Raw genomic sequence first — 18,391 nt, 5'->3', positions numbered from 1 at the left:
CCGCATGAAGCGCTTCGCGTTCCTCCCGCCCATTCGCTCGCTGCTAGCGCTGGCCTCGATGCTGGGCGCCTGCGCCGCATCGGCCCAGGATGCTGCTGAGCGCTACTGGTCCGACAGTTGGCGCGGCTGGCATTTCTACGAGGATCCCATGCACGAGGAACGGGAACGTCCGCCGCTGCCGGACAAGGTGGTGCCCGCGGCGCCATCGGCTCCGCCCTCGAAAGCTCCGGAACTGGTCGAGTTCGAACGCCTGCAGAAGACGCTGGAGGACACGCGCAACATCGCCATCATGCGGCCGACCGAGGCGAATGTCCGCCGCTACATGACACTGGAGTCCCAGGTCGTCGCCCGCGCCTCCTATTTTGCCGACGTGGCGCAGCAGATCGCCTGGGCCACGCCGGCACTCGATCCGACGCAGCAAGGCCGGCCGGTCAACGCCAAGGCGCTGGAGGTGTTCGAGCAGACCGAGTGGGTGGATCGCTCCCGCTCGATCGCCGAACTGGGTAAGGACCACGTGCTGTTCTTCTTCTACCGCTCGGACTGCCCCTATTGCCACGCCTTCGCACCGACCCTGGCGGCCTTCCAGGTGCGCCATGGCATCCAGGTGGTGGCCATCAGCGTGGATGGCGGCCCGCTGCCGGGTTTCCCCAACGCGCGGCCGGACAACGGCATCGCCACCACTCTGAAGGTCGCGCAGGTACCCGCCGTCTTCCTGGCGCAGCCCTTCACCGGAAAGATCACGCCGATCGGCTTCGGCGTGCTCTCGGAATCCCAGTTGCTGGAACGCATCGCCGTCGTGTCCGGCCCGCAGGCCGAGGCGATGCTGCCCGGAACGATGCAACGTTTTGCCCTGCCGCAGGAGGCCCCATGAACCACCCCGACCATCCCCCGTTGTGGCGACCCTCCGCCGCGCTGCTGGCGTTGCTGCTGGTGATCTCGCCGCTGCCGCTGCGCGCCGGCGACCTGAACACGGAAGTGAACGACATGTTCAACAACCTGGGCGCCATCGGCAACTACACGGCCCCCGGGGCCTTCCGCGGCCAGACCTTCAACACCTATTCCGGCGGCAATCTGATGATGCGCTCGCCCAACAAGGTCTATCAGCTCACGGCCATCCAGTTCCCCAGCGCCAAGGCGGGCTGCGGTGGCATCGACGTCTTCGGCGGCAGCTTCAGCCACCTCTCGGCGACCGAGTTCAAGAACATGCTGAAGAACATCACGGCCGCCCTACCCGGTATCGCCTTCCAGTTGGCGCTCGAAGCGGTGTCACCCCTCTTGGGAGGACTCACCAAGTGGGCCAAGGGGCTGGAGACCTGGATCAACAACGCGCGCATCAACTCGTGCGAGACCGCCAAAGCCATCGTTAGCACGGCCGCCGAATCCATCGGCTACAGCTCGCAGGAAACCTGCGCCGACCTCGCCGTCGAGATGGGCCTGGAGAGCGACCGGGATGCGGCGCGCCGGCGGTGTGGTTCCGACCGGCCCAGCATCCTGGCATCGGCACGTTCCTCCACCGATCCGAATGTGAAGAACAAGGCCCCCTTCGTCGGCAACCTCACCTGGAAAGCGCTGCAGTACACCGGAGCCTACCTCGACGATCAGGAGCGCGAGCTGATCATGAGCCTGGTCGGCACCATCATCTACTACCCGGAAGAATCGGCGCGCGACCCCGAGCCGATCGCGCCCACCCTCACGTCGATCAGCCAGTTGCTGTATGGCCAGAGTGCGGCGAGCGGCACGGATGTCATCCAGCACGTGCTGAAGTGCAACGACTACACCAACTGCGACGTGGTCACCCTGAACACCGGGTACACCCACACCCCCTTCACGGCCAAGGTCGAGGCGATGATGCGCTCCATCGCCGAGAAGATCACGACACGCACCGCCATCCCCAACAATTCGACCGAGGTCGGCTTCGTGAACCAGACCACCGAGCCGGTCTACAAGATGCTGTCCATCGGCACCAGCATCCCGGGCTCCGGCCTCGCCGACAGCCTGATCGGCCAGTACCGCGACGTGATCGCCGCCGACTACGCCTACGTCTTCCTCGAACGCAACCTGCGTCTTGGGATGGCCGCCCTGGACAAGAACTACACGCTGCAGCAGACCCAACGTGACCAAGCCAACCAGATCCGCCAGCGCGCGCAGGCGATGCTCATGCAATTGTCGCAGGAGAAGAACCTGCTCTACCAGAAGGTGGGTTCCTTCCGGGCGGTGGCTAGCCACCTGGAACAACTCGAACGCCAACTGCGCTCCAGCATGCCGCAGCACGTGATGGACATGCTCGGCCAGCAGGCCGCTTATCTGGCGCAGTAACGCCGACGCCATTGCGAACCAGGAGGGAGTGCCGTGTGGGAAATCTACGCTTACCAGAATGCCGACAGCCTGTTCGGCGTCTTCAATGCAGCGGCGGCCATCCATGCGTCGGGCGACTATGCGGCGGCGGTGGCCGCCGTCGCCTTCTGCGGCTTCGTCGCCGCCCTGATCGCCTACGCCTTCGCCCCCGAGAAATTGCAGGGCTGGAAGTGGTTGGGCACGGTGGTGCTGGTTTTTTCGGTGCTGATCGTACCCAAGGTGACCGTGGGCATCATCGACAAGACCGGCGGCTCCGCGGTCAAGGTGGTCGACAACGTGCCCTTCGGGGTGGCCGTGCTGGGCAGCCTCACGAGCACCATCGGCCACACGCTGACCGGGCTTTTCGAGACGGCGTTCCAGGTCATTCCGGGCGTCGGCGCGCTGCCCGCCGAGCTCTCCTACCAGCAAAACGGCCTGATGTTCGGCAACCGCCTGATCCGCGAGACCGGCAACGTGGTGTTCCAGGACCCGGCCTTCCGCACCGACCTCATCAACTTCATCCATAACTGCACCACCTACGACCTGATCGACGGCACCCTCGATCCGGCCACCTTTTCCGCCTCGGACGATGTCTGGCCGCTGATGGCCTCGCCCAATCCGGCGCGCTTCAGCACGCTGACCGCCGCGGGCGGCAGCGTCGGCATCGACACCTGCCCGAACGTGTACCAGAGTCTCAATGGGCGACTGCCGGCGCAGATCACCCGCATCCAGGGGCGCTTGGCCTTCCAGCTCAACCCGACGCTGCCCGGTGCCGCTGCCGCAGCCGTCATCGCCGGGCAGATCCAGCAGGCCTATCTCAAGAACAGTATCGCCACCGCCGCGGCCACCGCTGCCGACCTCATCCGGCAAAACGCGGTGCTCAACGCGATCGAGGACACCAGCAAGATCGTCGGCCAGAAGGTCAACGATCCGGCAGCCATGGTGCTGGCGGTCGGCCGGGCCCAGGCGGTGGCCCAGCAGAACGCGACCTGGCTCAACTACGGCAAGGTGGCCGAGCAGGCCCTGCCGGTTTTCCGCAATGTGGTCGAGGCGGTGACCTACGCGATGTTCCCGCTCTTCGTACTGCTGCTCCTGCTCACCAGCGGACGCGAGACGATGCTGGCCTTCAAGGGCTATGCGGCCGTGCTCATCTGGATCCAGCTTTGGCCGCCGCTCTACGCGATCCTCAATTACATGGCTTCGATCTACGCGGCTTACGATCTGGCAGCCGCGGCGGACCTGGGCACCGGCACCAAGGCGCTGGCCCTGCAGACTGCCTCGACGATCTACTCGCGGGCGATCTCGGGCGAAGCCGTCGTCGGCTACCTCGCCATCAGCATCCCCTTCATCGCCTGGGCGGCCTTGAAGCGCATGGAGAATTTCGGGACGGCCCTGGTCGGTGGACTGTCGGGCCTGCAGGCGATGATCTCGGGTGGAACGTCGGCCGCGACCGTCGGCAACGTTTCCATGGGGAACGTGGGGATGGATCAGATGCAACTGGCGCCCAACCGCACCTCAGCTTTCATGAGCAGTTGGCAAAACGACCTGAGTGGGAACACGTTCTCGTCGAATGCGCTGACCGGACGGACTGCAGTCAGTCTGCTGCGCAACCAGGGGTTTGCGTCGAGGGTGGTTTCGATGCGGGTGTCCGAGCAGGATGTGGTGCAGGCAAGTCGGCAAGCCGACGCCGCACGAAACGAAGCTGTCGCAGCCAGCACTGAGCGCTCGGCCGTACTATCGGAAGCGTTCTCCCGGGGGCTGACAAAGCTGCGCTCATCGCGCAGCAGCAGTGGCTCCACGTCCAGCAGTTTCGAGCAGATGGGCGAAACACTGAACAGGCTGGATCAGATAGCCAAAGGTGTCGCCGATAGTACAGGTCTATCGCAATCTCAGGTTGCCAGCATCGCCTTTGGCGTATCAGGGCGATTAGGTCTGAATACCGGAGTTGCGAGTGCATCGGTCCATGCCAACGGAGGTAAGGCTTACCAATCGTCGCTGACGGCCGACGAGCGGAAAGTCTTGAGTTCCTTGAGTAGCGAACAGTTGGCGGAGTTTAAACAATTCGGCGACAGGGTGTCTCGCGACTCCAGTTTTATGAGCGCAATAGCCAATGATTCCCGCGAAGCACATGAAATGGCTGCCCGGCTGGCCTCCACGCATGCACGATCGGAACGCGCAGAGGCGAGTCTCGTCGAGCGTACGGCTTTCGCCGAACGCATATCTGCTGCCCACGAGAAGGGAGAAGCCATTTCCATCGACATTGCCCAGGACCCGCACAACCTGGAGATGTTCATGCGTTATGCTGAGCAGTATGGCGGCGACAGCGCTGCCGCCCACACCCTGATGGAATCCGAATTGGCGCGGCGATCTCTTCGCCCGAACCGGGTGTTCTCCGACGGGACCGCACTGCCGGCCTCGTTTGGCGATATCCGCGACCAGCATGTGTATCAGCGAGGTGATGCCGCCCTGGCACCCGATATCGGCGGCCTGCACCTATCCAACCGAGAACAGACATCACGGTTTGGGAACGCCAAGCCATCGCAGGGAACCGCCCCCACGGCATCGCCCATTCGAGACGAGATTCGTACCCACGGGGATCAAATCCGCACCGGAGCAGAATCAAGCCGTGCGAACTTCGACGCCAAGGCTGAGATCATCAAGACCGATGACGGAACACTTGCATCGAAGAAATCGCTACTGGTGCAGTCAGGCAAGCAGGTCGGTAAGGACGCCGGAGCGACACTCGACAACGCAAAGGATGTAGTGAAGGACTTGCTGCGAAAGTAGTCAGCCGAGTCTGTCAGGGTCGAACATATGCTTATCAGGGACAGCCTCAGGCGGCTTCATGAATGGCGCGTGCCCCCGATCGCGCCAGTAATTCCGAACCAACTCATCCTCCGGCGTCCCGTGTCCGTGCGGCTGGTCCAACCACGAAGACTCTCTCGGCAGAGGCCTGGAGCGCATTCGCGTCAATCCGCCACCAATGGCCGTACCGACCAGCGCACCGACGGCCATCATGACCAAGCGGGTTTCCCAGTCGCTTTTTACAACAGTGACCAACCCAATCAAGGCGCCGAGCGCGATGAATCCGATGAAGATGAGTTTTCTCATGTCTGCCTCCTGGATTCAGCCTAACGCTGATGGCGTAGGTTGCAAGCGTATGGCCTGCTACCCAGCCAACATTTCCACCACCAAGACCCGCCGCCCCGGATCATCTCTCATGTGGAGCCCTTTTTCCTCAATACCAACTGGATCATCGCGAACAGGCGATGAAACAGGTAGTCAACCTGATCCACATCGATGACCGGCACTTGATTGACTTCTGAATGACGAATGAGATGACTGTTTCCGATGGAATTCAATTCTGTCGCCTCTCCCTCCAGTCGTGCCCGGAGTGATGGCTCTGCAGCGGTGGCATCGAGAATGATCTTGATAGACCTCTTCTTGTCGCCGGGGTCCGCAAGAGACTTGAGGCGCTCCCACCCATCCCACAAGCGCTCCAAGGCCTCGCGCCGTACCAGAGGATTCCGGTCAGAAAACTTGGTCCGACACTCCTCCAGCATGTTATCGAGGGTCCGGTCTCCAGTCCGAAAAATTGTCCGCTTCAAATCTTCCCCAAGCACCGGCGGAAGCACGCGCACGATGCGGCCGGTCGACAACATCTCGAAAGCCACGCCGTTGCGCGAAAAGATGCGATTTACGGTCGCCCGGAACTCTTCCTGTCCCGAGTGTTGGTCGAAGGTCAAATGGTGGTGGCTGAAGAAATCGTGGTGTTTCCCGGGAATCGGCTTCGCCACCGAAGCGTAGATGAACTCGATGAAATCCAGGATGAGCAGCGTGTCCGGCGCAAAGGGCTCTCGCTGCGATAGGAAACCTTCTTCCACCAGACACGTGGTTTCGAGCGGCGTAAGCGTCCGCCGCTCCCACGGCCTCTTACGCTTGCGCAGCCTCGTGCTTTCTGATCGGCAGCAATTCGTCGATGCGGCTATTGGGCCAGGTGGGTAGTTTCTCGAGAGTGTCGGAGAGCCAGGCCAGCGGCTCGAAGCCGTTGGCTCGGGCGGTGGCGAGCAGCGACTGAATCACCGCGGCACGCTTGCCGGCGGCTTCGGAACCCGCAAACATCCAATTTTTCTTACCCAGGGCGATCGGACGGATGGCGTTCTCGATCGGGTTGTTGTCGATCGGCCAGTCGCCCCGGCTCGCATAGCGCGCCAGCGCCGGCCAGCGCTTCAAGCTGTAGTCGATCGCCCGGGCCAGCGCCGCACCGTCGGCCACGGTCTTGCGGGTCTGCACCAGCCACAGGTACATCGCCTCCAGGCGCGGCTGTGCGTGGCGCTCGCGCAGTTGGGCGCGGGCCTCGATCGACAGGTCGCGGGCCTGTTCTTCGATCGCGTACAGTTCGCCGATGCGCGACAGCGCCTCGGCCGCCACCGGGTTTGGACTGGCCCGATGCAGCTCGAAGTACTTCCGTCTGGCATGGGCCATACAGGCGAGCTCCCCGCGTTTGTCGTCGAACAGCGCCTTGTAGCCGGCGTAGTCGTCGACCATGAGCATACCGACCCAGCCCTTCAAGAAGGCTTGGGGATAGTGTCCGCCGCGACCGGGCTGATAATCGAAGACGATGATGGGCGGGTCGGCGCCGAGCGCGTTGCTGCGGTAGGCCCACAGATACGCCCGTTTGGTCTTGCCCCGGCCCGGATCGAGTTGCGCGACCGGGGTTTCATCGGCATGCAGCACATCACCTTCGCGCAGACGCGCGATCAGTCGATCGCAAAGCGGCGCGAGCGCCACCCCGATGCGACCGATCCATTCGGCCTGCGTCGAGCGCGGCAGCACCACCTCACTTCTTTGCGCGATCTGCTCGAGCCGGTACAAGGGCAGATGATCGACGAACTTGCTCACCGCCACCCACGCGAGCAGGCGCGGTGCGGCCAGCCCGCCGTCGATGAGCGCGGCCGGCACCGGTGTGGCCGAAACGCTCTCGCAGCGCCGACAGGCGTACTGCGGGCGGATGTGGCGATGCACGAAGAATTTGGCCGGAACGATGTCGAGTTGCTCGGTGACATCCTCGCCGATCTTGACCAGCGCCTGCCCGCACGCGCCGCAGGCGCACGATTCGGGCTCGTGGCGGTGTTCGATGCGCTCCAGATGCGCGGGCAGCGGCGGGCGTCCGGTGCGCGCTCGCCTGGGCGCCGCCGCAGCGGGCAGCTCGTTCGCCTGCGCCTGGCGCAGCGCGTCCAGGCGGGCTTCGCAGGCGGCCACGTCGGCCGCGAGCGTCTCGTCGAACAGATCCCTCATGTCCGCCGACATGGCTTCACTGCGCGCGCCAAAGCGCAGCCGCTTGAGCACGGCGAGCTCATGGAGCAGGGCGTCGATCTTGAGCTTGCTCAGCTTCAGTTCGGCTTCGAGGCGACTCACCTCGAGCACCCGCTGATGCGCTCCGGCGGCCTCTTCACGCGTCCGATCGGCCCATTGCTCGAACCGCTCGACGAGCTCGGGCGGCAGATCAAAAGGGGCCAGTTCGGCGGCGAAATTCATGCCAGAATTATACCCGGCAACGGCGCTGAAGCCCAGCATTCACAAGGGTTTCAGGCGTTTTATTGGAAGGCTTTCCAGGCCGCGCCAGTGCTCGCTCAAACCCGCCAGTGGGCCGGCGCCGATGCGCTCAGTCGCTGCCACTGCACCCCCGCCACGAGCCATTGCCACTGCTGGGCCGACAGTGCGAACACCGCGCCGTCGGCCGCGGGCCAACTGAAGCTGCCCCGATGCAGGCGGCGCTGACTCAGCCACACGCCTGCACCATCCCACATCAGCACCTTCAGGCGCGTGCGCGCGCGGTTGATGAAGGCGTACGCGCTGCCATCACACGGCGCGCGACCCAGGCTGTTCTGCAACCGTGCCGACAGACCGTCGACTCCCAGCCGCATGTCGATCGGTTCGACCGCCAGCCAGATCTGCTCGGGCGCAATCATCATGTCGCCCCCGGCGTGAGCACCTCAGCCAGCCAGGACGCCGGCGGCAAGGCGCCGAACTCCAGGTGCCAGCCCGAGGGGCTGCGCAGTGAAAGGCCGCCCCCGGCCTGCACGGGCGGATCAATCGGGACCGGAGGACGCGCTGCCACCAGGGTCAGTGCCCGATCCGGCCGCTGCGCCGCCGCCTGTCGCCACTGCCGAATCCAGTAACCCAGCGACTTCTTGCTCACGCCGTGCTCGGCACAATACGCTGATTGGGTCTGGCCGCTGCGGCGCCACTGCTCAACGTGCGCACGCCAGTGCGCTGCGCGCTCGGACTGCTTGCTCATGACAACCTCCTCGTCAAAACCAGGAGTGTCAGCAAATCCTGCACGCGAGCACAGGTGGGAGCGCTGGACGCTTACCGAGCGGCCAAGCCAACCCCGGCATCTCCGCAATCACGGAAGCGGCCAGAGCATCCGTATCGCAACCGCAAACGGCTTGTCCATCTGGACAGCGCTCGGGAAAACGCAACCCGAAGGCCCCGCTGTTGATCAGGGCCTGTACCGTTGCCACCAAGCCCGCCCAGACGGCGGGTGAAATCACCAGCTCGGTTCGCGCCCGCGGCCCATTTTCCCGGTCGCTGAAATAGTCGTTCACAGAGCCGACTCCTTCGGCACGAGCGGTACGGCCTTCGCTGTCCCATTGACGATCTGTTCGAATCGCTCGACGTTGGCAAGTACCACGTCAAGCTGTGGAACTTCGCCGAAAACCATGCCGGCCATCGCTGCGTAGTCTTTGGCAAGTGCTTCACACATCGCCGGACTGGGCATGAGCGTGAATGTACCGGGTTCGGCGGCATTCAGCCCCAGGTCGGCACTGCCGAAGAAAAGCCTGGCGTGGTGAGCGCAATCTATAGCGAGTGCCTGATCGGCCTGCCACTCGGGCGATGCGGTTGCCTGCATCAGTTGGTGCACATCGTAATAGTGGCGCGAGACGCGCTGCCCGCCGTGCCGCAGTTCTCCGCGACGGTCGTGCCACTGCCGCAAGCCATGCAGGATGATGACCTTGTCCCAGAAGGTGCGCTCCGGCTTTACGGTGGTCACGTTGCTTACGGTGAGATCCAGCGCGGGCAAGTCCTGCGCAATATATGGCGTGACCGTTGCCGCAATATGGGGGTCGAGTGCCGACTTCGCACCGGACTCGATTTTCACGGCGGAGCGGATGTAGTCGTTGGTCGTGGGCGTGACGGCGGGATACCAGAACAACAGGGTCTGGCCGTCTTTGTCGTCCGGATCGAGTTCCAGGTGGAAGCGGCCATCGGGAATGACGGCAGCGGCGATCTGAGTGAATTCATCCGCCAATGGGCCGGCGATGTAGGCTTGACAAGCCAGCCGGATGGCTTCAAGGCGAGCCCGGCGCTTCTTGCCGCTCAAGGCGTCCAGTTCTGCCACCTCAGCGGCCTGTCCCAGATCGCCACGGAAAACCGTGATGTCGATGTCCTCGGAGAAGCGGGAGATCAGGCCGAAGGCCTTGGACAGGGAAGTGCCCCCCTTGAACAAGAGCCGAGGTCCGCCAGTAGCCAATCCGTTGAACAAGGCATCCAGGGTCCAGCAGACCCAGAAGTCCTTCTCGACGTTCTGAACCGCCGTACCCAAGCGCGTGGCCGCGCCGAGAAACAAATCGAGTCGATCACCATCGGCAGCGGTGATGACATCGTGAAATGAAGGATTCAACGGCCCCCCCTTATACCCTTGGCCCAAGATGAATCTGCCGGGGGCTTCACGCCGCTAGGTGCCGGCAAGGTCATGGGTACGGACCCCAGTGGATCACAACCGGGTAGATCACGGACCAGACTTTGTATCCACGCCGGCAGCACGTTGAAACCATCGCGCAGGTCCTGGCAGATCGCAGCCCCTTGGGCGGAATCGACGAGTAGTTGGCTTAGTCGGTTCACGATGTGGTCATGGTCGGAGATCAGCGTGTCCTTCAGCCAATGTAGGGCCTGCACAACTCGCATGGCGGGACGATCAGCCCAATAAAGGCGACTGGGGGCGGTTTGCTTGAAGTCGATGACGAGTTTGTCGAGTTTGATCGCCCGGCGACGTGCGTCGGTATGAAGGGTGACACGAGCCGGGACGGCATCCGTCAGGCCAAGATCGTTGGCTGCGGTCATCCCATCCACCAGCAGACGCAGTTGGTCGCGCCGCGCGATGGCATCGACAATCGCGCGATAGTCGGGAGTGCTGGGACGCTTGGTCAGACGGTTGAGGCTGGGCTTGTCGTATAAACCTCGATCAATACGCCGCAGGTCACCCGCCAGCACCATGCGTTGGAGCGTCTTGTCGATCGCATCACGGTTGCCGAGATGTGCAAAGTCGGTAGGCACCCAGACATGGCCGGGACCGGCGGCATTGATTTGCGACGAGATAGCGGATTTGAGATCGGATATGGGCCTCATTGTCCGATATTTGTATAACTTTTCCGGACAATTAGCAAGAACACAATGTCCGAAAATTGTAGATCTATTTCGGACGCCATTAAGGGCCAATCCAATCATCGCCAATCATGAAGTCGCCCAGGAGAGCCCTTCTGACTGGCCTTGGGTACGAGTTCCGCGGCGCGCTCGGCAATGATGAGAAGATCGCTGCGGCGCAGCGCGACGGCTATCCCCTGCCTTCTGCAACGGCTAGCACGTAACAACTGTTCCCCTGATCGTTCCCCCAGCCAACAAAAAGCAAAAAGGCCAATCCGAAGATTGGCCTAAGTGCTTGATTCTCTTGGTCGGGGCGGCGGGATTCGAACTCGCGACCCCTTGCACCCCATGCAAGTGCGCTACCAGGCTGCGCTACGCCCCGAAAGAAAAAGAGTATAGCAGACCTAAAAATTGTTTGCACGCATTGGTGCAAAAAAAGTGCCGAATACTCAAAAAAATTTGCCTGCCCCACGCGATGCCCGCAACCCTCGCAGGCAAGGCTCGCGCATGACACGCAAGGGTACTGAATGCCAGACTGAACCACGCGCATGACCGCGCGATGCGACAGACTGAACTAGAGGCACCGCGATTCACGCGCGCCGCGATCAACGACAGCGCGCATGCCACGAAGCATCAATTCGGAAAGACGGATTTGCAATGCCCCGCCGCGGTTCAAGCCGTGGCGCTGACGCTCACCGCGCTGCCGCTTGAAGCCGGCGCGGCCGAACCCAGCGCCTCGCCCAGCATCGTCGACACACTGCCCAACTCGTTGCGCAGGGCCTGCATCTCGGCGCCGCTCAGGCGCACCGCGGCGTCCTGGTCGTGCGGCGTGTCGCGGGCATCGCCCAGGCGGTTGCGCGCGCCGCTGATGGTGAAGCCTTGTTCGTACAACAAGGAACGGATGCGACGGATCAGCAGCACTTCGTGATGCTGGTAGTAGCGACGGTTGCCGCGCCGCTTTACCGGCTTGAGCTGCGTGAATTCCTGTTCCCAATACCGCAAGACATGGGGCTTGACGCCACACAGGTCGCTGACTTCACCGATGGTGAAGTAACGCTTGGCGGGAATGGGCGGTAAGGTAACGGTGGATTCGGTACGTGTCATAAGAGAATTCTATGCCGCGATGCGTCGAGTGCCGATAACAATTACCGACAAAGCGTATCACTCCTCGGCGTCGGGCGCTGCGGGAATGGCCTGCTCCACCACGCTCTTGAGTTTCTGACTCGCGTGGAACGTGACCACGCGGCGTGCGGCGATGGGGATGGTCTCGCCGGTCTTGGGGTTGCGCCCCGGGCGAGGCGGCTTGTCGCGCACCTGGAAATTTCCGAAGCCCGAAAGCTTGACGGAATCGCCGCGCGCCAGGGCGTCGCGGATTTCCTCGAAGAACGTGTCGACGATGTCCTTGGCTTCGCGTTTGTTCAGGCCGACCCGCTCAAAGAGCAGCTCGGCCAGCTCGGCCTTGGTCAGGGTGCGCGGCTCGGCAAGCATACTGTTCCCCATGGTTCAAGCGCGCTGGCGCGCGCCGTGGGCACGGACCAAAGCGTCCTTGATGCGCGCCAGGCAATCGGCCACCCGGGCTTCGTCCAGTGTGACCTCAGTGTCCTGTAGCCAGAAACGGAACGCAAGGCTTTTCTCGGCCACGGGCTGGTCGCCCTGGGCCTTTTCGCGCCAGACGTCGAACAGGCGCACGTCCTGCACCACGGCCAGTTGCGGATCGGCCTTGACCGTCGCCGCCACCGTGTCCAGCATGGACTGCACCGTCACGGGCGCGTCGACCCACAGGGCCAGGTCGCGCACCACCACCGGTTGGCGCGACAGTTCGCGCACCTGCGGCAGTTCGCCTTCGGACAGAGCGTCCACGTCCAGCTCGAACACCACCGGCGCGTGTGCCAGATCGGCCTGTTGCGCCCAGCGCGGATGCAGTTCGCCCATCCAGCCGACCAGCTTGCCGTCCAGCGTGACGCGGGCGCTGCGGCCCGGATGCAGCGCGGGATGGGCCGCCGCTTCGAAGCGCAGGCGCGCGCCACGGGCGCCGAACAACGCCTGGACGTCCATCTTCACGTCGAAGAAATCGACCTGTCGGGTGGGCACGCCCCACTGCTCTTCCACCGACGGGCCCCAGGCGGCGCCCGCCAGCTTGAGCGGCTGGCGCACGCCGGCCACTTCCAGCGGACCGTCCTGCGCGGCGTCATCGCGAGCGAAGACGCGGCCAAGCTCGAACAGGCGCACGCGCGTCTGCTTGCGGTTGGCGTTGTGGCGGATGTTGGCCACCAGGCCGGCGATCAGGCTAGACCGCATCACCGACAGGTGGCTGGCGATCGGGTTGACCAGCTTGACCGGCGTGTCGTTGCCGGCGTAGTCGCGCTCCCACTCGGCTTCGACGAAGCTGTAGTTGACGACTTCCTGGTAGTCCTGCGCGGCGGCCAGGCGGCGCAGCGCGTGCGGACCACGGCGCACTTCGGGTTGCGAGAACATCTTGGCGCGCGCCAGCGGCGGCACCGTGGGGATGTTCTCGAAACCGTAGATGCGGGCCACTTCTTCGATCAGGTCTTCCTCGATCTCGAGGTCGAAGCGATACGACGGCGGAGTGACGATGAAGTCATCGCCATCGAGCGTGAATTCCAGCCCCAGGCTGCCGAAGATCTTGGCGACTTCGGCCTGCGTGACGGGCACGCCCAGCACGCGGTGGCAGCGCGCCAGGCGCATGCGCACCGGCTCGCGCTTGGGCAGGTTGACGATCTGGTCGTCCAGCGGACCGGCCTGGCCGCCGCAGATGTCGACGATCAGGCGCGTGATGAATTCGATGTGCTGCGGAATCGTGGCGAAGTCCACGCCGCGCTCGCCGCGATGGCTGGCCTCGGAACTGAACTTGAAGCGGCGCGCGCGGCCGGCCAGCGATTGCGGCCACCAGAATGCGGCTTCCAGGTAGATGTTCTGCGTGTCGAGCGTGACCGAGGTGGCCTCGCCGCCCATGATGCCCGCCAGGCTTTCGACCTGATCGCCGGCCACCACCACGCCGACTTTCGAATCCAGTGTGACGGTCTGGCCGTTCAGCAGCTCGAGCGTCTCGCCTTCGCGCGCCCAGCGCACCGACAGGTCGCCATGGATCTTGTCCAGGTCGAACACGTGCGAGGGACGGCCCAGTTCCAGCATGACGTAGTTGGAGATGTCCACCAGCGCCGATACCGAACGCTGGCCGGCACGCTCCAGGCGCGTCTTCATCCACGCGGGGGTCTGCGCGCGGGCGTTCACGCCGCGGATCACGCGGCCGCCGAAGCGGCCGCACAGGTCGGGCGCCTCGACCTTGACGGGCAGGCGCTCGTCCAGGGTCACGGGCACCGCCTTGGCGGTCGGCACCGACAGCGGCGCGCCGGTCAGCGCGGCCACTTCGCGCGCCACGCCCAGGATCGACAGGCAGTCGGCGCGGTTGGGCGTCATCTTCAGCGTGAAGAGCGTGTCGTCCAGATCCAGCGCTTCGCGGATCGACTGGCCCGGCACCATATCGGCCGGCAGCTCCAGCAGGCCGGCGTGGTCTTGCGACAGGCCCAGTTCGCGCGCCGAGCACAGCATGCCCGACGATTGCACGCCGCGCATCTTGGCCACGCCGATCTTCATGCCACCGGGCAGTTCCGCGCCAACGCGGGCCAGCGGCACCGTCAGGCCGGCGGCCGCGTTGGGCGCGCCGCAGACGATCTGCAGCAGCGCGCCGGAGCCGTCATCGACTTGGCAGACGCGCAGCTTGTCGGCGTCGGGGTGCGGGGCGATCTCGACGATGTGCGCGACCACCACGCCCGTGAACGCGGGCGCGGCCGGCACGGTGTCTTCGACTTCCAGGCCGGCCATGGTGAGCCGGTGCGCGAGTTCGTCGGTTGCGATCGGAGGATTGACCAGCGTACGCAGCCAGGATTCGGGAAATTGCATGATCTAGCCGTCTGTTATTCGTTGAACTGGCGCAGGAAGCGCAAATCGCCTTCGTAGAACTGGCGCAGGTCGTTGACTCCGTAGCGCAGCATCGTCAGGCGCTCCAGGCCGGAACCGAAGGCAAAGCCGATGTAGCGTTCGGGGTCCAGGCCGAAGTTGCGCACCACCTGCGGGTGCACCTGGCCCGAGCCGGAGATCTCCAGCCAGCGGCCGCGGTTCGGGCCCGACGTGAACATCATGTCGATTTCGGCCGACGGTTCGGTGAACGGGAAGAACGACGGGCGGAAGCGCACGACGAGATCGTCGCTTTCGAAGAAGCAACGCAGGAAATCGGTGTACACGCCCTTCAGGTCGGCGAACGAGATGTCCTCGGCGATCCAGAGCCCTTCCACCTGGTGGAACATGGGCGAGTGCGTGGCGTCGCTGTCGACGCGGTAGGTGCGCCCAGGCGCGATGACCTTGATGGGCGGCTTGTGCATGCGGGCGTAACGCACCTGCATGGGGCTGGTGTGCGTGCGCAGCAGCAGCGGCAGGCCGTCGGCGTCTTTCATGTCGACGTAGAACGTGTCCTGCATGGAACGCGCCGGATGGTCCAGCGGGTTGTTGAGCGCGGTGAAATTGGTCCAGTCGTTCTCGACTTCGGGGCCGTCGGCCACGTCAAAGCCGATGGAGCGGAAGATCTCTTCGACACGCTCCCAGGTCCGGATGACCGGGTGGATGCCGCCCGGCACACGGCCACGGCCCGGCAACGACACATCAATGGTTTCGGACGCCAGGCGGGCATCCAGTTCTGCTTGCACCAGGGCCGCGCGGCGCAGGTTCAGGAGCTCTTCGACCTTCTGCTTGGCCTGATTGATGCGGGCGCCCATGTCGCGCTTCTGCTCGGGATCGAGCTTGCCCAGCCCCTTGAGCAGGACCGTCAGCGCGCCGTCCTTGCCCAGGAAGCGGGCCTTTGCGTTTTCGAGCGCGGCGGCGTTGCTGGCCGCGGCGAACAGTTCCTGTGCCTGGGAAACCAGGTCGTCAACCGATTGAGTCATGAAATCCAGCCTTCAAAACGCAAACGGGGCCATTACAGCCCCGTTTGCAGCGATGCGCGATGAGTTAAAGCGCGCGATCAGGCAGCCAAGGCAGCCTTGGCTTGCTGCACGATGGCGGCAAAGCCGGCCTTGTCGCGCACGGCCAGATCGGCCAGGACCTTGCGGTCGAGTTCGATCGCAGCCTTCTTCAGGCCGGCGATGAACACGCTGTAGCTGACGCCATGTTCGCGGACGGCGGCGTTGATACGCGTGATCCACAGCGCGCGGAACGTGCGCTTCTTGTTGCGGCGGTCGCGGTAGGCGTATTGGCCAGCGCGCATGACCGCTTGCTTGGCGATACGGAACACATTACCGCGGCGGCCACGGTAACCCTTGGCGGCGGAAATGACTTTCTTGTGACGTGCGCGGGCGGTAACGCCGCGTTTGACGCGAGGCATAGTAGATCTCCCTTAGATCAAGCGAAAGGCATCATGGCCTTGACGGAGGCCACGTTGGTTTCATGAACCGCCGCCGAACCGCGCAGCTGGCGCTTGTTCTTGGTGGTCTTCTTGGTCAGGATGTGACGCTTGAACGCCTGACCACGCTTGATGGATCCGCTGCCGCGAACCTGAAAGCGCTTTGCGGCGCTTTTCTTGGTTTTCATCTTGGGCATGATGATTCCCTAAACTGAACGCATTGTTGATTTACATGACGCGAGGTGCTTGTCGCAAGGCGGTTGGCGTCGCCCCGAACCACGAAGGCAGGAACGTTCGACCTACACCATTGCGGCAAAACTTGAGGACCTCTTGCCACTTCTGGGGGTACTTCTGGGGTACTGCTGGGGTACTTCTGACGTATTACTCGAATACGCCCCGGGCCATGAATCCCGGCTTGCAGCCATTCGGCCGCCGCCAGGGCATTTGGCCCGGTCTTCCCCGCACCGGCGGCAAAAAAGGTAGCCTGGATCCGGGAAAGCCTTTGATTATATGGTGATTTCCCTGGTTTTGTCGAGCCGGGACACCGGGCCGGACAAAGACATGGCAGCGCAACCAGGGACGGAACCAGGGGAAACGGATCCACGCACCAAGGCGGACGCGCCCCGCCCGCGCCGGGGAGGATTCGCGATCATACCCCCGGCCGTCGATACTGCACCGCCTGGGCCACATGGCTGGCCTCCAGCGCATCGGCCTCGTCCAGGTCGGCGATGGTCCGTGCCACCCGCAGGGCGCGATGCAGCGCCCGCCCGGACCCCGCCAATCGCCGCATCGCCTGTAGCAACAGCGCCTGGGCGGACGGGTCCATGGGGCAATGACGCTCCAGTTCGGCGCCGGTCAGGCCGGCATTGGGCTTGCCCTGCCGTGTCAGCTGGCGTTCGCGGCAACGCGCCACTCGCGCCCGCACCGGCGCCGAGGCCTCGCCGGGGGGGCCCTGCAGGCTGTCCAGATCGGGCGGCGGCAGGGTCACATACAGGTCGATCCGGTCGAGCAGCGGCCCCGAAACCTTGCCTGCATAGCGCGCCACCTGGTCGGGCGTGCACTGGCAGGCGCGGCGAGGATGGCCGCGCCAACCGCAGGGGCAGGGGTTCATCGCCGCCACCAATTGGAAGCGGGCGGGGAACTGCGCGGTATGCAGGGCGCGCGCGATGACCACCCTGCCCGTCTCCAGCGGCTCGCGCAGCGCCTCGAGCGTGCGCCGGCTGAACTCGGGCAGTTCGTCCAGGAACAGCACGCCATGATGGGCCAGGCTGATCTCTCCCGGGCGCGGGCGGCCGCCGCCGCCCACCATGGCGATGGCCGACGCCGAGTGATGCGGGGCGCGAAACGGCGGCGTGCCCATGCGTGTGTCCGGCACACCCGCCACCGCGGCGATGGCCGCGACCTCCAGCGCCTGCGGCCGCGCCAGCGGCGGCAACAGCCCAGGCAGGCGCGCGGCCAGCATGCTCTTGCCGGCCCCAGGGGGGCCGACCATCAGCAGGCTGTGGCCGCCCGCCGCCGCCACCTCCAGGGCGCGCCGCGCCCCAGGCTGGCCCCGCACATCCGACAGGCAGGGCGCCGGCGGCGCCTCGGGCCAGGCGGCTGCAATGGCGTCCGGCAACCCGCACAGGCCCGCCACATGGGCCGCCACGTCCGCCAGGCTGCGGGCCGACAAGACCCGCAGACCCTCGACCCGGGCCGCCTGCTCGGCGCTGCCAGCCGGCAGGATCAGGGTGGCCCCTGGCGACTCCCGCGCCACGCTCAGCGCAATCACCAGGGCGGCGGCAACGGGTACCAGCGCGCCCGTCAGCGACAGTTCGCCCGCCAGCACCAGGCCGGCCAGCAGCGGATCCGGCGCGGCTCGGGACAGGTCCCCATCAGTCGAGCTGCCTTCACCCTGCGGCGCCAGCTGCCCGGCGGCCAACAGCAGGCCCACGGCGATGGGGAGGTCGAAGCGGCCGGATTCCTTGGGGATGTCGGCCGGCGACAGATTGACCGTGATGCGGCCAGCGGGAAAGTTGAAGCCGCTGTTGATGATGGCGGCGCGCACGCGCTCGCGGCTTTCCCGGACCTCGGTGTCGGGCAGCCCGACCACATTGAAGCTGGGCAGGCCCGGCCCCAGGTGAGTCTCGACCCGCACCGCGTGGGCGTGCAGGCCGCTGAGGGTGCGGCTGGCGATTACGGCAAGCGTCAAGGCGGTCTCCGGTGGCGATCGAAGAC

General features: G+C 64.6%; 18 protein-coding genes and 1 tRNA gene. 3 read left to right on the top strand and 16 right to left on the bottom strand.

Annotated features, from left to right (window positions below):
• Positions 1-4: 4 nt before the first annotated feature.
• The 3 genes from traF to HV742_RS12085 are packed head-to-tail and all read left to right on the top strand — an operon-like array spanning position 5 to position 5,121.
• Positions 5-871: a conjugal transfer protein TraF gene (gene traF, locus HV742_RS12095; RefSeq protein WP_175145276.1), complete on the top strand. Its 867-nt coding sequence runs from the start codon at positions 5-7 to the stop codon at positions 869-871.
• Positions 868-2,316, top strand: a complete 1,449-nt coding sequence (locus tag HV742_RS12090) for a conjugal transfer protein TraH (protein ID WP_175145275.1) — start codon at positions 868-870, stop codon at positions 2,314-2,316. The genes traF and HV742_RS12090 overlap by 4 nt, the downstream gene beginning before the upstream one ends.
• Before the next feature lie 33 nt (positions 2,317-2,349).
• On the top strand, positions 2,350-5,121 hold the full coding sequence (locus HV742_RS12085; RefSeq protein WP_175145273.1) for a conjugal transfer protein TraG N-terminal domain-containing protein: 2,772 nt from the start codon (positions 2,350-2,352) through the stop codon (positions 5,119-5,121).
• Here the strand turns inward: HV742_RS12085 and HV742_RS12080 are convergent, their stop codons facing one another.
• The 16 genes from HV742_RS12080 to HV742_RS12005 all read right to left on the bottom strand — a co-directional run bounded on the left by HV742_RS12080 (position 5,122) and on the right by HV742_RS12005 (position 18,365).
• Positions 5,122-5,445 (bottom strand): hypothetical protein, encoded by a 324-nt coding sequence (locus HV742_RS12080; RefSeq protein ID WP_175145271.1) that lies wholly within the window; start codon positions 5,443-5,445, stop codon positions 5,122-5,124. It abuts the gene before it with no gap.
• 107 nt (positions 5,446-5,552) lie between these two features.
• Positions 5,553-6,218, bottom strand: a complete 666-nt coding sequence (locus tag HV742_RS12075; RefSeq protein ID WP_254601078.1) for an AbiJ-NTD4 domain-containing protein — start codon at positions 6,216-6,218, stop codon at positions 5,553-5,555.
• Positions 6,219-6,267: 49 nt separating this feature from the next.
• Positions 6,268-7,872: an IS66 family transposase gene (gene tnpC, locus HV742_RS12070; RefSeq protein ID WP_175145270.1), complete on the bottom strand. Its 1,605-nt coding sequence runs from the start codon at positions 7,870-7,872 to the stop codon at positions 6,268-6,270.
• 95 nt (positions 7,873-7,967) lie between these two features.
• Entirely contained in the window at positions 7,968-8,309 is a 342-nt protein-coding gene (gene tnpB / locus HV742_RS12065) for an IS66 family insertion sequence element accessory protein TnpB (RefSeq protein WP_217482374.1), read from the bottom strand.
• Positions 8,306-8,635 carry an IS66 family insertion sequence element accessory protein TnpA gene (tnpA, locus tag HV742_RS12060; protein ID WP_175145268.1) on the bottom strand — a complete coding sequence of 110 codons (330 nt, stop codon included), beginning with the start codon at positions 8,633-8,635 and terminating at the stop codon, positions 8,306-8,308. Before tnpA ends, tnpB begins: the two co-directional genes overlap by 4 nt.
• A gap of 28 nt (positions 8,636-8,663) precedes the next feature.
• On the bottom strand, positions 8,664-8,945 hold the full coding sequence (locus HV742_RS12055; RefSeq protein WP_254601077.1) for a hypothetical protein: 282 nt from the start codon (positions 8,943-8,945) through the stop codon (positions 8,664-8,666).
• The gene (locus HV742_RS12050; RefSeq protein WP_175145266.1) at positions 8,942-10,021 is read right to left on the bottom strand and encodes a nucleotidyl transferase AbiEii/AbiGii toxin family protein; all 1,080 of its coding nucleotides are present in this window, start codon (positions 10,019-10,021) and stop codon (positions 8,942-8,944) included. The genes HV742_RS12055 and HV742_RS12050 overlap by 4 nt, the downstream gene beginning before the upstream one ends.
• A complete protein-coding gene (locus HV742_RS12045) occupies positions 10,018-10,746 on the bottom strand; it encodes a DUF6088 family protein (RefSeq protein ID WP_437340589.1) in 729 nt (242 codons plus the stop codon). Before HV742_RS12045 ends, HV742_RS12050 begins: the two co-directional genes overlap by 4 nt.
• Positions 10,747-11,066: 320 nt before the next feature.
• A tRNA-Pro gene (locus HV742_RS12040) sits at positions 11,067-11,143 on the bottom strand.
• 290 nt (positions 11,144-11,433) lie between these two features.
• Entirely contained in the window at positions 11,434-11,865 is a 432-nt protein-coding gene (locus HV742_RS12035; protein WP_100509105.1) for a MerR family transcriptional regulator, read from the bottom strand.
• Between the two features lie 57 nt (positions 11,866-11,922).
• Positions 11,923-12,261, bottom strand: coding sequence for an integration host factor subunit alpha (locus HV742_RS12030; protein WP_080977459.1), 339 nt, complete (start codon positions 12,259-12,261; stop codon positions 11,923-11,925).
• A 3-nt stretch (positions 12,262-12,264) separates the two neighbouring features.
• Positions 12,265-14,682, bottom strand: coding sequence for a phenylalanine--tRNA ligase subunit beta (gene pheT, locus HV742_RS12025; protein ID WP_068950638.1), 2,418 nt, complete (start codon positions 14,680-14,682; stop codon positions 12,265-12,267).
• Positions 14,683-14,696: 14 nt separating this feature from the next.
• Complete coding sequence (pheS, locus tag HV742_RS12020) at positions 14,697-15,719, bottom strand: phenylalanine--tRNA ligase subunit alpha (protein ID WP_049075035.1); 1,023 nt, start codon at positions 15,717-15,719, stop codon at positions 14,697-14,699.
• A gap of 77 nt (positions 15,720-15,796) precedes the next feature.
• Positions 15,797-16,156, bottom strand: a complete 360-nt coding sequence (gene rplT, locus HV742_RS12015) for a 50S ribosomal protein L20 (protein ID WP_006387998.1) — start codon at positions 16,154-16,156, stop codon at positions 15,797-15,799.
• A 17-nt stretch (positions 16,157-16,173) separates the two neighbouring features.
• Positions 16,174-16,371 (bottom strand): 50S ribosomal protein L35, encoded by a 198-nt coding sequence (gene rpmI, locus HV742_RS12010; RefSeq protein ID WP_006387997.1) that lies wholly within the window; start codon positions 16,369-16,371, stop codon positions 16,174-16,176.
• A gap of 452 nt (positions 16,372-16,823) precedes the next feature.
• Positions 16,824-18,365 carry a YifB family Mg chelatase-like AAA ATPase gene (locus tag HV742_RS12005; protein ID WP_059269780.1) on the bottom strand — a complete coding sequence of 514 codons (1,542 nt, stop codon included), beginning with the start codon at positions 18,363-18,365 and terminating at the stop codon, positions 16,824-16,826.
• Positions 18,366-18,391: the final 26 nt, after the last annotated feature.

This window comes from Achromobacter ruhlandii, from assembly GCF_902859695.1.
Taxonomy (GTDB): Bacteria; Pseudomonadota; Gammaproteobacteria; order Burkholderiales; family Burkholderiaceae_B; genus Achromobacter; species Achromobacter ruhlandii.
This window is presented reverse-complemented; position numbering and strand designations above follow the sequence as displayed.